At 47.1% G+C, this 14503-nt stretch carries 12 protein-coding genes and 2 tRNA genes; 7 read left to right on the top strand and 7 right to left on the bottom strand.

Annotated elements, in window-relative coordinates:
* The first annotated feature begins 325 nt into the window (after positions 1-325).
* The 4 genes from L2712_RS06040 (at position 326) to L2712_RS06025 (ending at position 4942) form a co-directional block, all read left to right on the top strand.
* A complete protein-coding gene (locus tag L2712_RS06040; RefSeq protein ID WP_248977200.1) occupies positions 326-1375 on the top strand; it encodes a cation diffusion facilitator family transporter in 1050 nt (349 codons plus the stop codon).
* A 38-nt stretch (positions 1376-1413) separates the two neighbouring features.
* Positions 1414-1830 carry a MarR family winged helix-turn-helix transcriptional regulator gene (locus L2712_RS06035; protein ID WP_248977199.1) on the top strand — a complete coding sequence of 139 codons (417 nt, stop codon included), beginning with the start codon at positions 1414-1416 and terminating at the stop codon, positions 1828-1830.
* A gap of 310 nt (positions 1831-2140) precedes the next feature.
* The gene (locus L2712_RS06030) at positions 2141-3769 is read left to right on the top strand and encodes a phosphoethanolamine transferase (RefSeq protein WP_248977198.1); all 1629 of its coding nucleotides are present in this window, start codon (positions 2141-2143) and stop codon (positions 3767-3769) included.
* A gap of 144 nt (positions 3770-3913) precedes the next feature.
* A complete protein-coding gene (locus L2712_RS06025) occupies positions 3914-4942 on the top strand; it encodes a GGDEF domain-containing protein (RefSeq protein ID WP_248977197.1) in 1029 nt (342 codons plus the stop codon).
* Between the two features lie 6 nt (positions 4943-4948).
* Here the strand turns inward: L2712_RS06025 and L2712_RS06020 are convergent, their stop codons facing one another.
* Positions 4949-7651, bottom strand: coding sequence for a bifunctional acetate--CoA ligase family protein/GNAT family N-acetyltransferase (locus tag L2712_RS06020; protein WP_033538141.1), 2703 nt, complete (start codon positions 7649-7651; stop codon positions 4949-4951).
* Positions 7652-7943: 292 nt separating this feature from the next.
* On the opposite strand from L2712_RS06020, the gene L2712_RS06015 reads away from it, so the two are divergent.
* Positions 7944-8327: a DUF3718 domain-containing protein gene (locus L2712_RS06015; protein ID WP_248977196.1), complete on the top strand. Its 384-nt coding sequence runs from the start codon at positions 7944-7946 to the stop codon at positions 8325-8327.
* A 62-nt stretch (positions 8328-8389) separates the two neighbouring features.
* Here the strand turns inward: L2712_RS06015 and L2712_RS06010 are convergent.
* The 3 genes from L2712_RS06010 to L2712_RS06000 form a co-directional block, all read right to left on the bottom strand.
* Positions 8390-8466: transfer RNA gene (locus tag L2712_RS06010), tRNA-Val, on the bottom strand.
* A gap of 20 nt (positions 8467-8486) precedes the next feature.
* Positions 8487-8563, bottom strand: a tRNA-Val gene (locus L2712_RS06005).
* 224 nt (positions 8564-8787) lie between these two features.
* Positions 8788-10152, bottom strand: coding sequence for an MATE family efflux transporter (locus L2712_RS06000; RefSeq protein WP_248977195.1), 1365 nt, complete (start codon positions 10150-10152; stop codon positions 8788-8790).
* Positions 10153-10179: 27 nt separating this feature from the next.
* Here L2712_RS06000 and L2712_RS05995 point away from each other — a divergent pair, with 27 nt between their 5' ends.
* Positions 10180-10791, top strand: a complete 612-nt coding sequence (locus L2712_RS05995; RefSeq protein ID WP_248977194.1) for a riboflavin synthase subunit alpha — start codon at positions 10180-10182, stop codon at positions 10789-10791.
* 170 nt (positions 10792-10961) lie between these two features.
* On the opposite strand, the gene L2712_RS05990 is transcribed toward L2712_RS05995, so the two are convergent.
* The 3 genes from L2712_RS05990 to L2712_RS05980 all read right to left on the bottom strand — a co-directional run bounded on the left by L2712_RS05990 (position 10962) and on the right by L2712_RS05980 (position 12272).
* The gene (locus tag L2712_RS05990; RefSeq protein ID WP_033538159.1) at positions 10962-11162 is read right to left on the bottom strand and encodes a CPXCG motif-containing cysteine-rich protein; all 201 of its coding nucleotides are present in this window, start codon (positions 11160-11162) and stop codon (positions 10962-10964) included.
* Complete coding sequence (locus L2712_RS05985; protein WP_088904593.1) at positions 11159-11902, bottom strand: SDR family oxidoreductase; 744 nt, start codon at positions 11900-11902, stop codon at positions 11159-11161. Before L2712_RS05985 ends, L2712_RS05990 begins: the two co-directional genes overlap by 4 nt.
* Before the next feature lie 115 nt (positions 11903-12017).
* The gene (locus L2712_RS05980) at positions 12018-12272 is read right to left on the bottom strand and encodes a hypothetical protein (protein WP_088904594.1); all 255 of its coding nucleotides are present in this window, start codon (positions 12270-12272) and stop codon (positions 12018-12020) included.
* A 302-nt stretch (positions 12273-12574) separates the two neighbouring features.
* Here L2712_RS05980 and thrS point away from each other — a divergent pair, with 302 nt between their 5' ends.
* Positions 12575-14503 (top strand): threonine--tRNA ligase, encoded by a 1929-nt coding sequence (gene thrS, locus L2712_RS05975; protein ID WP_088904595.1) that lies wholly within the window; start codon positions 12575-12577, stop codon positions 14501-14503.

Genomic DNA, 14503 nt, shown 5'->3' with positions numbered 1-14503 from the left:
CCTAGCGTTAAAGTAAATTCAGATATCCGGTATAAACGCTAGCATAAGGGAAAAGGGTTAAAAGCAAATAAATATTTTTAATGTATTGTTTTAAGTCGATTTTAAGGATCTATGTGACGAGGTCGATAGATTTAGATTTCGGGTACGTCATATCAGTTTACTTTGAAAATCAAACTAGTTAAGCTTTTGAAAGTTTGAAAATCAAAATAAATGACGAAGGCAGCCTATAACACTAAGGGCCGAGTCGCTAGTTGATCGAAAAGACAAATTTAGTTTTTTCGATCATGAATAACGATCACTTATTTACAATAATAGAGAACTACTTATGTCCGATGTTAAGGATCATCTTGCCCCTTGGCAGCACTCACATCAATTCGCTAACTTAAACACTGATGGCGAGCGTAATACCCGTTACGTGTTGTTGCTAACGCTGTTTACCATGATAGCCGAGATAGCTGCCGGCACCTTATATGGTTCTATGGCCTTGCTGGCTGATGGTTGGCATATGGGTACTCATGCTGCAGCCTTCCTAATTACCCTGTTTGCTTACCATTACGCTAAAAAGCACGCTAATAATCCAAAATTTGCGTTTGGTACCGGTAAAGTCAGCGTGCTTGGGGGATTTACCAGTGCTGTTGCCCTGGGATTAGTGGCTTTGCTCATGGTCGTTGAGTCGGTAAATCGCTTGTTTAACCCCGAGCAGATCCATTTTAACGAAGCTATTTTTGTGGCTGTTATCGGTTTAACGGTTAACGTCATATCGGTATTTTTGCTTAAAGATCATCATAGCCATGACCACCATCATGGGCACCATCATCACGGACACGGACATCATCACGGGCATACACACAGTCATAAACACGATAAACACGATAAACACCATGAGCATGGCCATCACCACGACCACCAGCATGAAGAAAAGGGTCACCATGATCATAATTTGCGTGCAGCCTATTTTCACGTTATGGCCGATGCGTTGACCTCTTTGTTAGCGATTGGGGCGCTGCTGTTTGGTAAGTACTTGGGGCTGACCTGGCTTGACCCTGTTATGGGGGTAGTTGGCGCCGTGATCATAACCAGCTGGGCATGGGGATTGATGAAACAGACGGGGCCTATCTTGTTGGATGCCAGTATAGAAAAGCAGTATGTGAATGAGATGGTCGAGTTTATCGAAGATGAAGCGGATCATCAGGTTAGCGATATTCATGTCTGGCCTGTGAGTGCCGATCATTATGCGGCTATGGTGTCTATTGTTAGCCATGACCCAAAAGATCTGGACTATTTCAAGCACAAATTGGCTAAATTTGAACGTATCGATCATTTAACCGTCGAACTCATCACCTGTCGTCAAACTGAGTGCCAACAAGCAAACTAAGGATAGTTGCAGGGCACTAAATGGAGAATTTACCTTAGATGCAAAATAACGATCAATTGAGCCACGCCATCGTTGAGTTTTACGAGAAGCTTTCCTCGTGGGAGATGGCGGTGGTTAAGGATGCAGGCCACTCATTACCACAGATCCATGCGGTAGAAATTTTAGGTGCTAGCGGCGATCTTCGCATGAAGGAGTTAGCGGAAAAGATGGGGATCACAACAGGCACTCTCACTGTACAGATAGACAAGATGGAACAGGCTGGCCTGGTGGCGCGTAAGGCTCATCAGCAGGACAGACGTTCTATTCTGGTTGGCTTAACTGAGCAGGGGCAGGCCGTTTATCGAGAACACGACCAATTACACCATGGCTTGTCTGATCAATTAACCGCTAAGTTCTCTGACAGTGAACGAGAACAGTTATTGTGTTTTTTTGAACGGATGAATCAGGAGTTTTAGCCCCGCATTTGCTCCCGCCTTTCTTACACTTTTTTTTCACCTCCACTGTGTAAATATCTTACCCTTAGCACAAGTTGCTTAACGCAAGTTAAGCAACCTAAATGCTGCTTTATTTGTGGTGCAGTATGTTGGTTAGCTAAATTGGCTGTCTCCTTCTGCGCCCCAGTTACTTGGACAATGACTTGCCCCAAGGTCTAGTGAATTACGACGAAGTCATGGCGTTAATAAATTGGTCCAAATCCGGTTTTATTCAATTTTCTAGTTGGCTGTTATCGGTCTGTCTTCGTTACTTTTAAAGAGAGAACACTCAGTGCTGTCGAGAGTTAACAATCTATCGGCGAACCAGTTTACGCTGATCATCGCACTATTTTATGTTTGTGTGTTTAATATGCCGCTGTTTGGCATAGTGAAACAGGGTATTGAAACGCAAGCAGAGGTGAACTATCTCTTTGTCGCGACGATTCCGCTGTTTTTGCTCTTAGCGTTAAGTTTTATCTTTTCCCTATTTTCAGTTAAATACTTGCTAAAGCCCTTTTTTATTGGTTTGACCTTAATTTCATCCGGTGTGTTTTTTGCCGCGTTGCAATATGGTGTGGTGTTTGACTATGGGATGATAGAAAACATGGTGCAGACAAATAGCGCCGAGGCCTTAACCTATTTCAACTGGTCCTCGGGTTTGAATTTTGCGCTGACGGGCATAGTACCTGCGTTATTGATCTACAAGACCAGGATTGTGTACAAGCCGTTGGTCAAAGAAGTCATGCATAAGCTGGTTTTTATGGCCGCCATGTTGGCAGGAATTACTGTGATTGGTTTCTTCTATTATCAAAACTATGTTGCCTTTGGCCGTAATCATGATCAGATGAAGCGTTACATAGTGCCGACCTATGCCATCGGGTCGATGGTAAAGTATGTCAAAGTTAATTATTTTCAAGAGCCATTGGTCTACAAGGAGCAGGGGCTCGATGCCAAGAATATGACTCATGATGGCAATAATAAGCCTAACCTAGTGGCGGTTGTGGTGGGCGAAACCGCCAGAGCACGTAACTATGAGTACTATGGTTATGATAAACCCACCAATGCCTATACTAAGGCCTATGACATGATTGCCTTTCAAGACACCTCGTCGTGCGGTACCGCCACAGCAGTCTCCTTGCCTTGTATGTTCTCTAGCATGGACAGAAATGATTACGATGCACGGCGCGCTCAGACACAAGATACTGTCATCGATGTGCTTAATCATGGGGGCATAGCGCTGGAGTGGTTAGACAATGATAGCGGCTGTAAAGGGGTGTGCGATCGCGTGACCCATATCAATATCGATTTTAACAGTGACCCCGAGCTTTGTGATGGCCATAACTGCTACGATCAGGTGCTATTAAATGCGCTGGATAAGGAGTTAGCTAAAGGGATAACCCAAGACACTATGATAGTCCTGCATATCATAGGTTCTCACGGCCCGACCTACTATTTGCGTTATCCTGAAACGCATCGCAAATTTGTGCCCGATTGTCAGCGCAGCGATATTCAAAATTGCAGCGACGAAGAGTTGAAGAATACCTATGATAATACCATTTTGTATGGTGACTATATTATCGCTCAGGTGATTGCTCGCCTTGAAGCCCACAATGACCAGGCGGATACGGCGCTACTTTATGTGTCTGATCACGGCGAGTCGCTGGGAGAGAGCGGTATTTATCTACACGGTACCCCATATACTTTTGCACCTGACGAGCAGATAAAGGTTCCTTTGCTTGCGTGGATCTCGCCAGATTTTGCGGTAGACAACCATTTGGATAAGCAGTGCCTGAGTGATTACGCAACAAAGGGAGGCTTCTCACACGACAACTTATTCTCCAGCTTGCTTGGTGTGATGAATGTGTCTAGTGCGGTTTATCGCAAAGAGATGGATATTTTTGCACAGTGCCGCAAGGGTTAAGTGTACAAAATTATTAACAAAAAGCTGGTAAGCTTGGCATTTTTCGTTATTGTAGAGAAAGCGTCTTCTCTTATTGAGTTGAGAGAGTATGGCGTGCCCTAATGCGCTAGTGTTTCTCGAATAATATAAACGGCGAAAATCTTTATGAATTTGGCTAAACAACTTACCGAAACTGAACTTTCAGCTAAAATTTTGCGACATGCCGTGCCGCGTATGTCTGAACTCAATATTCCCGTTACCCCAGATAATTATGCCGTATGGTATGAGTATTTTCGCGGGGTAAATCTGGATCTTAAGCGTGCCATCGATGCTTTAGTTGCCAGCCGCGCTCATTTCACTACTGAGGTTAATGCGGGTCTCTACAATGACTTTATTAGGGAAAAATCACCTGAGGTTATTGAGAGTGTGCAGGTCGAAACGCAGATCTTGATCAATAACTTTATGACCCGGCTATCAGAAGTCACTGCAGGCACGGCGCAGTTTAATCTTAGTCTGAATGAGTTTCAGCATAACATTAGCCAAGACCCCGATCCTCAAACCCTGGAGCGTCTTATCGATACCCTTGCCGAAGAGGTGGCTCAGGTTGTTACCAGTAATCGAGAGATGGAGAGCAGCCTTAAGGTGATGAATGATGAGGTCGCTGCGCTAAAGTCAGAGATGGAAAATCTCAATGTGGCGGTGATGACAGATCAGCTTACTTCGCTGCGTAATCGCCGCGCCTTCGACGAAGAGGTGCTCTCTCACATTCAACAATTTAGGCGCGCGCAACGCAATAGCAGCCTGCTTCTCGTCGATATTGATAACTTTAAGCAGTTTAATGATACCCATGGCCACCTCGTTGGTGACAAAGTACTGGCCTATGTCGCTTTGGCGTTAAAGCAAGGGGTAAGAGGAGATGATTTCGTCGCTCGTTATGGTGGTGAGGAGTTTGTTATTCTATTACCTGATACCGATCACTCGGGCGCCATGGTGGTCGCCGAGCAACTTAGATCCCGTATTGCCGAGCGACACCTGAGTATTGGCAAAGATAAGAAACTCTCCCTAGGGGCAATAACCGTGTCCATTGGCGTCGCCTGTTTGTGTCATGATGATGATCGTGAGTCCTATCTTACACGAGCCGATGAAGCGCTTTATCGTGCCAAGTCGGCCGGGCGTAACTGCATAAAAGGCTAATAGATATTAGCCTTGAGGTGGTTTCAGCGGCATGTCCATCTTGATCAGGCGCTCATCCATATCGAAGGTTACTGTAAAGCCTAGCTTTTTCGCTAGGCTTGCCATATTGCGGTTTTCAAACATGGTAAAGCCAGTTAATAGCTCGGTGTCGTTAGCTTTGTAGTAAGCGATTAGTTTTTCGAGTAACAGTTTTCCTAACCCTATGCCTTGGTGATCGCTGCGAACCGCCATGGCAAATTCGGCCTCAGTATTGTCGGGATCGATAGAGGCTCTGACTGCGCCTAAAGTGATATCGTCACCATCGGGCCCCTTAGCCGTGGCAATAAAGGCCATTTCTCTGGCGTAATCTATTTGAGTAAGCACCGCCATCTCTTCGTGAGTCATCTTTGAACGTACGCCAAAATAGCGCTTATACCTGTCTTCATCAGACAGTGAATTGTCAAAGGCCAGGTGCTTAGGTTCATCTTCAGGCAAGATAGGTCTTAGCATGATCTCAAGCCCATTTTTAAGCACGGCGTGCTCTTCCATCTCCTTAGGGTAGGGACAGATGGCCAGACGGTTGGGCGTATCTTGGGCATTAGGATTAAGCTGAATATTCACATCGAGCAGAGTGATCTGCTCGCCGGCGCAAAGCACAGGATTTAAGTCTAATCCAGCTATTTCGGGACAATCTATGATCAGGTGAGAGATTTGAGTCAGCATGACGCATAATGCATTCATGTCTAGGCCAAGTGGCAGATGCCTATCTTTGAGTTTGTGAGTCTTAAGGGCCTGAATAACCATATAACGGGCAAGCGTCATGTTGAGGGGGGGAAGTGCCACCGCCGCGTCTGTGTTAGGTTGCCACTCTGAACCGCCTTCGCCAAGCAAGATGGCCGGGCCAAAGACTGGATCGTTAGTGACGGCGACACGTATCTCTTGGGTGCCAGCGGTGAGTGCCATCTTTTGCACGATAAGCCCTTGGATATCGGCATCTTGATTCAGAGAATGGACGCGGCCAATCATGGCGTCGGCCGCTTGTAGCACCTCCTGCTTTGAGGTGAGGTTAAGCATCACGCCGTGCACATCAGACTTATGATGAATGTCCGGTGATTGCACCTTTAAAGCGACCGGGTAACCTATCTGCTCGGCAATCTCGGCGGCGGCCTCCCCACTGGCTGCAAAATGTGTCTCTATGGTATTGAGTCCATACGCCTTTAGGATAGCACTGGCCTCGTGTGTCTCTATAACCTGTTTGTTTTCGCTAATCGCTTGATTCAGCAAGCGACGTGCTAACTGTGCATCTGTTGGAATGTTATCTGGAATTGATTGTGGTACTTCTTGCAGTAATTTCTGGTTACGTCTGTATTCCACCATGTGCATAAATGCGCCAACGGCACCTTCGGGGGTGCGATAGGTGGGGACACCCGCGCGGTTGAAGTGTTTACGAGCTTGATAGGCTGAGTCTTCGCCGCTCCAGTTGGTCAGGACATTGACCTTATGACGCCTTGGGTGTTTAGCGATAAGGTCTATGATGCTGTCGGCGATCTCTATGCCATCGCCAAGGGCCGAAGGGGAGTGCAGTACCAAGATGGCATCGGCAATATCGGCATTCATCAGAATATCGAGACTTTGAGTGTAGCGTTTAGCATCCGCATCACCGCCAATATCGACTGGGTTTTGTCCTGACCAGGTATCGGGTAGAAAAGCGTTCAGTTTATCGAAGGTTTCATCGTCCAGTGTAGCCGGTTTACCCCCACCAAGAATAAGCTGATCTAGCCCTAATACGCCGGGGCCGCCGCCGTTACTTAAGATAGCCAGTCGCTCGCCCTGAAGTGGTGCTGAATGGGCGAGGGTTTCCACCGCGGCGAATAGCTCTACCAGATCGTTGACCCTGAGCATACCGGCGCGTCTAAATGCTGCCTCATATACGGCGTCATTACCGACTTCACCGCCGGTGTGCAGTTTGGCGGCGTTGGTGCCTTCTAAACTGCGTCCCGATTTAATGACGAGTATGGGTTTATTGCGCGCAGCAGCGCGAGCAGCAGAGAGAAAGTGACGTTTTTCGTTAACCGAGTCGATATAGAGCATGATGGCGGTCGTACGCGAATCCCGGCCGAGATAATCGAGTAGCTCATCAAAATCGATATCCGTGGCATCTCCCAGAGAAATAAAGGAGGAAAAGCCGATCCCCTTATTGTTAGCCCAGTCCAGCACTGTGGTGGCGATAGCCGCCGATTGCGACACGAAGGCGATTTTACCTGGCAGGGCACTGGTGTGCGCTAGGCTAGCGTTGAGTCCCAAATTAGGCAGCATCATGCCGAGGCTGTTAGGGCCAAGTATGCGCATGCCATAGCGCTTGGCGTGAGCTCGGGTAAGGGTTAGTAGGTTCTGCCCCTCTTCATCTAACTGGTTTGCCATTCCGGAGGCGTTAATGATCGCCACTTTACAACCAAATTGCGCTAAGCGCTCAACGATAGCCGGAACGCGACTTGCTGCGGTACAGATAATGGCAAGATCGGGCTTGAGTGGTAAGGCTTCGATATTAGGGTAGGCTAGCACGCCTAAGACGGCTTCATACTTTGGCGTTACAGGCATGATAGGGCCAGAGAAACCACTGGACAACAGGTTGCGCATTACGACATTGCCAGCACGCTTGGCACCGTTAGACGCGCCAATAATGGCGACCGATTTGGGTTTAAAAAGGGTGTGTAATGTACGCTGGCTCATTGCCGACTCCTATTGTGCCTCGCCAACAGACAGTGTAACTCAGTTGCACTTTTTTTCTCTAGGATTTTAGTAGGATAAGCGTGTGTTAGTGGGGTCAGTTGATGGACAACATACCTTGCAACACTTTTACATCAAGGGTTAACAACTTCGAAGGACAAACTGAGCTTAACTTGGAACTGTATAACGTAGATATCATAGGGTGTCCGTTCAAACATCAAGGTTCAAATGACAGTTCAAATGAAATAGTGGCGTTTATGTATATGAGTGTCCTGTCCGAACCAAGGAGTTCATCATGAAAGCAAGGGGTTTACTTTTTGTTGCACTGACTTTTAGCGCATCGTTTGCCTACGGGGCTAATTATCAATTTGTGGCTGAGGATAATAGTCTGGAGACCAAAATTTGTATCGCAGCGGGTAGCGATAACCAAGCATCGCTTAAGCGTAAGTTAGTCAATTATGAACATAACATGCGCTATGGTGTAAATACCATCTCCTGCAATGGTATGAGTCTGGCGCAATTCTCTCATCGATATGAGGCCTTAGAAACTTACGCTTTTCTCTCTCGTCATTCATCCTTGGCCAATAAGGTTAAAACTCGGGTAAGTATTACCGATCTGGCTCGGTATCAAGTGCCGGAGGAAGGCGTGCCAGTCATGGTGATGGTGAGTGCGAAATAGGCACTGCTGGGCAACAGGCACAAAAAAACCAGCTTTCGCTGGTTACTGTGCATTTTACAAGATGGTACAACCGAGTGGATTCGAACCACCGACCCCCACCATGTCAAGGTGGTGCTCTAACCAACTGAGCTACGGTTGTATCGTTATCACTTGTAAAATTGGTACAACCGAGTGGATTCGAACCACCGACCCCCACCATGTCAAGGTGGTGCTCTAACCAACTGAGCTACGGTTGTACTGATTTATTGTTGATGACCTGTCGGCCATCGAACGAGCGCTATATTACGAGGGATGTAAGGTCAGTTGCAAGCAAAAAATCGTAATTTTTCAATCAAGCGGCGATTTGCTGTGCAAGTTGAACTTTTTAACACCAAAGCGGCGGCATAACCATCAATCTTATGTAGCAAGACGATGATTCCAAGGTGAAACATCGTCTTGTTTTTATGTTGTTTACTTTTAGCTACTGCGCGTCCATTTGCAGTTGGGTTGGACGCTGTTGAATATATTTAAGCCGCAGGGCAAACAAAAGCGCTGCGCTGGTGAGACCGGCGATTAGCCCTATCCAATAGCCATGAGCGCCAAGCGCTGGCACTAACAGGTTGGTTTCGGCCAGCAGGTAACCTAGCACCATACCAATAGCCCAATAAGAAACGAGGGTGATATAAAAAGCGCTGCGTGTATCGTGATAGCCTCGCAATGCGCCTGCAGTGACGACTTGAACTGAGTCCGAGAGCTGGTAAAGCGCTGCCAAAAACATCAAGCTACTCGCTAAAGCAACTACTTCGGGGTTTTGGTTGTACAAGAGGGCAATCTGAGTCCGAAATACAACGGTAATAATAGCGGTGAATAGTGCAAGGCTAAAAGCGATAGCCAGACCTACCTTAGTCACTAATTTGGCCGTGAGCGGATTGTCCTGACCAAGATAATAGCCAACACGAATTGATACGGCGATACCGATAGAAAGAGGTAACATAAATACGATGGAGGAGAAGTTTAACGCTATCTGATGGCCTGCCACGACATTGGCGCCGATGGGGGCGAGCAGAAGTGCGATAATGGCAAATAGGCTTACCTCGAAAAACAGCGCCATGGCAATGGGCATACCGTGTTTAGTCATCTTTATCATGGTCGCAAGGTTGGGCAGGTGAAAAGCGCTAAATGGTGCAAGGGCGGCAAATCTTTGGTTTACCTGCATATAGATAGCCATGGCAATAAACATGGCCCAGAAAACCAGTGCTGTCGCGATACCACAGCCAGCACCGCCAAGCGCGGGCGCGCCGAAATGACCATAGATGAAGATATAGTTCGCAGGAATATTGACCGCCAAGCCGACAAAGCCAATCAACATAGTGGGTAGCGTATAAGAGATCCCCTCACTGCAGCCTCTAAGCACCTGATAGAGTACGAAAGCGGGTACTCCCCATGCAAATCCAAACAGATATTGATTGCTGAGCTCGGCAAGCTCGGTCGAGAGCCCCATTATTTTAAAGATCTGCGGCGCAAAACTGAGGAAGGCTATCACTAATACGCTGCCAATTATGGCAATATAGGCAGCCTGATATGCCATGGGACGAATTGCCGCTTGGTTATTGGCACCATGATGGGCAGCAAAAACAGGGGTAAAGGCAACAAGTAACCCCTGAACAAAAAGTAGTGCAGGAAGCCAAAGACTGCCGCCTATGGCAACAGCAGCCATATCGATAGCACTGACTCGGCCAGCCATAACGGTATCGATAAAGCCCATCATGGTCTGAGTAACTTGGGCGATAAGAACTGGCAACGCAAGATGGACGAGCTTTTTGGCTTGAAAGCCGAATTGATTCATAAAACGCCTTAATGCAGAGAGTAAAATATGTTTACAGGTATTGTTCAGGCCACATGTGAAGTGGTGGCCATTTATAAAAAAGATGGTCTTAATACAATCGAAATTGCGATGCCGCCACACCTGAAGGAAAACTTGCAGCGAGGAGCAAGTGTTGCCAATAACGGGGTATGTCTGACCGTTACCGAGATTGCAGATGATAGGGTGTTTTTCGATGTAATGGAAGAGACATTAAGGCTTACCAATCTTGCTTCGCTTAATCCTGGATGCAAGGTCAATATCGAGCGTTCCTTAACCTATGGCAGTGAGATCGGTGGGCACGTGTTATCTGGCCATGTACATACACAGGCCAAGGTTGCAGCAGTGAGCCACACCGCCTCCCATTATAATATTCGCTTGGAAGTCGCTCCTAAGTGGATGAATTACATTCTCTATAAAGGTTTTGTAGGGGTAAATGGATGCAGTTTGACTGTAGGTGAGGTGGATGAGAGCGGTTTTATGTTACACCTTATCCCGGAAACTTTAGCCATTACCAACTTAGATGAGGCTCAGGTGGGAACCATGCTCAATATCGAAATCGACAGTCAGACACAGGCTATCGTGGATACGGTAGAGCGGGTACTGGCAAAGCGTTTTAGCTAAACTTATGTTCAATCTGCCTAATTCTAGTAATGGTCATAGTGATAGGCTGGCCCATAGTTGAGATAACGTTTTACACCTTAGTTCTTGAAGCAAATAGGTGAGGGCTGTTACAACAGCCCTATGGTGCGCCGCTTTCATTTTGTCTTGTTTTACTTGCGACAAAAGAATGGCTAGTAAAACTGCTCATCGTCTGAGTCGATATAGACTTCGACCTTTTGCCGGGCTGCATCAATATGCGTCCTGAAATGGATTGGATTGCAGCAGACGCGGCAATCGTCGTAGTAGTCCTGATCGCCACAGCTGATATCTAAGTTGATATGTTGGTGGTGCCCACAGTGGGGGCAGCAAATGATCTTATCAAAAATTTTCATCCGTCGGCTCCTGTATATCCCGTCGCGCTACGACCACCATCGATGGCAATGATCTGGCCGTTCAGGTAAGGGCTATTGAGGATAAAGTCTACCGTGTAGGCGATATCCTCTGGAGTGCCCGGGCGTTTCATCGGGATCTCATTAATCACCTTAGTGACCGTATCTGTCTCACTGCCGCTTGGCCATAAGATTGCACCCGGTGAAATGCCATTGACTCGCACCGCTGGGGACAGTTCTTGCGCTAATGCGCGGGTGGCCATATTTAAGCCAGCCTTAGATATTGAGTATAGCCCATGTCCTTTTAGAGGACGGTCACCATGAATATCCACGAGATTGATAATGCAGCCGCTCTGGCTTGCCAAGTTAGGCGCTAACCCTTGGGCAAGTAGATAGGGGGCGATTAGATTAGTCGTCAGCAGGTGTTGGCTGTCTTGCCAGTTTGCAATTTCAGGATCTGGGTGAAATACAGAGGCATTATTGATAAGCACCGATAGCGTTAGCTCACAATTGACCGCCTCGACTAGAGTCTTGATTTCTTGCTCTGAGGCCAGATTGGCCTGAAAGAGCCTACATGAGCCGGTTCTTTGCTGATTTAACTGCGCAGCCAGTGTTTGGGCATCTCGCTGAGCGCTATTGTAATGTAGGGCAATATTATAGCCCGATTGATGCAGGCTAATGGCAATTGCCTTGCCGATGCGTTTGGCGCCCCCAGTGATCAAAGCCCACTTAGTCATAGTCATCTTGCTTATCCCTTAACGGTGAGAGGAATATTCGATGATTTTGTTGCCAGATACAATGAGTTTGTGAAACCAAACCCTTTATAAAGATGGCAATAATAAACTGGCTAAGTAAGGTTTAACGTATTTGGTTTACCAAAAGTTGTTGTTCACCCGATTGCTGTGGCAACTCGGCGTGCATCGCTTTGAGCTGTCTGTCCAGCTCATTGGCGATCTCGGCGCTTAACTGGTCAACGTCGTCAAGGGGCTTTGCGGTTACCTTTACACTATTAGTCGATTCGAGTGTTATCTGCGCAAAGCTGACATTTGGCGAGCCATCATAGTGATATAAAGGCTGATAACTGAGGGCAGTGAGTAAAATAAACTTCATCATGGTCGCTCTCCTGATTAGATTTTTAATTAACGATATGGCCGCAAGAGTAGGCTTGGTGGATGACTATCTGATGACATCTTGATGGAGATCTCATGACATGGGCGAAATTAAAGCGTTGCTGGTCACTTTTGTATCATCTCAGGCCTTAACCCTTGCGATTTGGCTATTGCCGCCCTAGAATGGCAGGCCTGCACTGAAGTAGGCTAAAACTCCGGTAATGTTTTGCGCTTCAGTTGCTTAAATTTTTCTTCTCAATGACCAAGTGGCCCTACGTAGGGGTCACCACTGGATAAGGATTTTACATGCCTGTTATTACACTTCCCGATGGCAGCAAACGCGAGTTTGCCAACCCAGTTTCAACACTTGATGTCGCCGCCGACATTGGCCCAGGTCTGGCTAAGGCCTGTATTGCTGGTCGCGTAAACGGTGAGCTTAAAGATGCCTGCGATCTGATCGAGACAGACGCTGACCTGGCTATCATCACCGCAAAAGATGATGAAGGTGTTGAGATTTTGCGTCACTCTTGTGCTCACCTTTTAGGTCATGCGATTAAGCAGATGTGGCCAGAGACCAAGATGGCGATTGGACCTGTGATCGATAATGGTTTCTACTATGACGTGGATCTCGATCATAAGTTGACCGAGGAAGATGTAGCCGAGCTTGAAAAACGCATGCTGGCGCTGGCAAAGACTAACTATGATGTAGTCAAGAAAGTGGTTAGCTGGCAAGAAGCCCGCGATACATTTGAAGCGCGCGGTGAAAGTTATAAGATGGCGATCTTGGATGAAAACATTAGCCAAGATGATAAGCCAGCTCTGTACCATCACGAAGAATACACTGACATGTGTCGTGGCCCCCATGTGCCTAACATGAAGTTCTGTCATAATTTCAAGTTGATGAGTGTTGCTGGTGCCTACTGGCGTGGTAACTCAGACAACAAGATGCTGCAGCGTATCTATGGTACCGCTTGGGCAGACAAGAAGGCCCTTAAGGCACATCTGACTCGCCTAGAAGAAGCGGCTAAGCGTGACCATCGTAAGATAGGTAAGCAGCTTGATCTTTACCATATGCAGGAAGAAGCACCTGGCATGGTGTTCTGGCACAACGATGGTTGGAGCCTGTTCCTCGAGCTGGAAAGATTCATTCGTCAGAAACTGGGTCAGTACACCTATCAAGAGGTGAAAGGTCCCTTAATGATGGACCGTGTTTTGTGGGAGCGCAGTGGCCACTGGGATAAATATTCCGAAGCCATGTTCACCACTCATTCAGAAAACCGTGAATATGCGGTGAAGCCGATGAACTGCCCGGGTCACGTACAGATCTTTAACCAAGGTCTTAAGTCTTACCGTGACCTGCCATTGCGTATGGCAGAGTTTGGCTGCTGTCACCGCAACGAACCATCGGGTTCATTACATGGTTTGATGCGTGTTCGCGGCTTTACCCAAGACGACGCGCATATCTTCTGTACTGAAGAGCAAGTGCAGCAGGAAGTCAGCGGCTGTATCAAGATGGTTTATGATACCTACGCAACTTTTGGCTTCAAAGACATCGTAGTTAAGCTATCGACTCGCCCAGAAAAACGCATCGGGGACGACGCCATGTGGGATCGTGCCGAGCAAGCCTTGATGGATGCGCTGAAAGCTAATGACATCGAGTATGAGATCCTGCCGGGTGAAGGTGCCTTTTACGGTCCTAAGATAGAATTTACTTTGCATGACTGTCTAGACCGTGCATGGCAATGTGGTACTGTGCAGCTTGATTACGCTTTACCAGGGCGTCTTGGTGCGACTTATGTCGCCGAAGACAATAGCCGTCAGACGCCAGTCATGATCCACCGTGCCATTTTAGGTTCGCTTGAGCGCTTCATCGGTATTCTTATCGAAGAGTATGCGGGCAAGTTCCCAACTTGGTTGGCACCGGTTCAGGCCGTCGTGATGAATATTACCGATAAACAGTCGGAATATGTTGACGAAGTGGTCAAATTATTTAAAGATCAGGGAATTCGTGCCTCGAAAGACTTGAGGAATGAAAAGATAGGCTTTAAAATACGCGAACACACCCTAAGGCGTGTTCCCTATCTATTGGTCGTTGGTGATCAAGAGATGGAAAATAGGGAAGTCGCGGTGCGAACCAGAGATGGTGTTGATCTTGGTAAGATTCAAATCGATGAATTTGCCGCCAAGATGAAAGATCAAATTTCGCTCCGTAGTCTAAATTTGTTGGAGGAATAG

Source organism: Shewanella marisflavi (assembly GCF_023283925.1).
Classification (GTDB): domain Bacteria; phylum Pseudomonadota; class Gammaproteobacteria; order Enterobacterales; family Shewanellaceae; genus Shewanella; species Shewanella marisflavi.
Note: the sequence above shows the minus strand (reverse complement) of the source record. Positions and strands in the feature narration are given on the sequence as shown.

What these genes read in the sequence shown, in the direction of transcription:
- L2712_RS05990 (WP_033538159.1), bottom strand. Translation starts at nt 11,162, where the DNA reads ATGAAAATTTTTGATAAGATCATTTGCTGCCCCCACTGTGGGCACCAC.
- L2712_RS06000 (WP_248977195.1), bottom strand. Translation starts at nt 10,152, where the DNA reads ATGAATCAATTCGGCTTTCAAGCCAAAAAGCTCGTCCATCTTGCGTTG.
- L2712_RS06020 (WP_033538141.1), bottom strand. Translation starts at nt 7,651, where the DNA reads ATGAGCCAGCGTACATTACACACCCTTTTTAAACCCAAATCGGTCGCC.
- L2712_RS06040 (WP_248977200.1), top strand. Translation starts at nt 326, where the DNA reads ATGTCCGATGTTAAGGATCATCTTGCCCCTTGGCAGCACTCACATCAA.
- L2712_RS05985 (WP_088904593.1), bottom strand. Translation starts at nt 11,902, where the DNA reads ATGACTATGACTAAGTGGGCTTTGATCACTGGGGGCGCCAAACGCATC.
- thrS (WP_088904595.1), top strand. Translation starts at nt 12,575, where the DNA reads ATGCCTGTTATTACACTTCCCGATGGCAGCAAACGCGAGTTTGCCAAC.
- L2712_RS05995 (WP_248977194.1), top strand. Translation starts at nt 10,180, where the DNA reads ATGTTTACAGGTATTGTTCAGGCCACATGTGAAGTGGTGGCCATTTAT.
- L2712_RS06025 (WP_248977197.1), top strand. Translation starts at nt 3,914, where the DNA reads ATGAATTTGGCTAAACAACTTACCGAAACTGAACTTTCAGCTAAAATT.
- L2712_RS06035 (WP_248977199.1), top strand. Translation starts at nt 1,414, where the DNA reads ATGCAAAATAACGATCAATTGAGCCACGCCATCGTTGAGTTTTACGAG.
- L2712_RS06015 (WP_248977196.1), top strand. Translation starts at nt 7,944, where the DNA reads ATGAAAGCAAGGGGTTTACTTTTTGTTGCACTGACTTTTAGCGCATCG.
- L2712_RS05980 (WP_088904594.1), bottom strand. Translation starts at nt 12,272, where the DNA reads ATGATGAAGTTTATTTTACTCACTGCCCTCAGTTATCAGCCTTTATAT.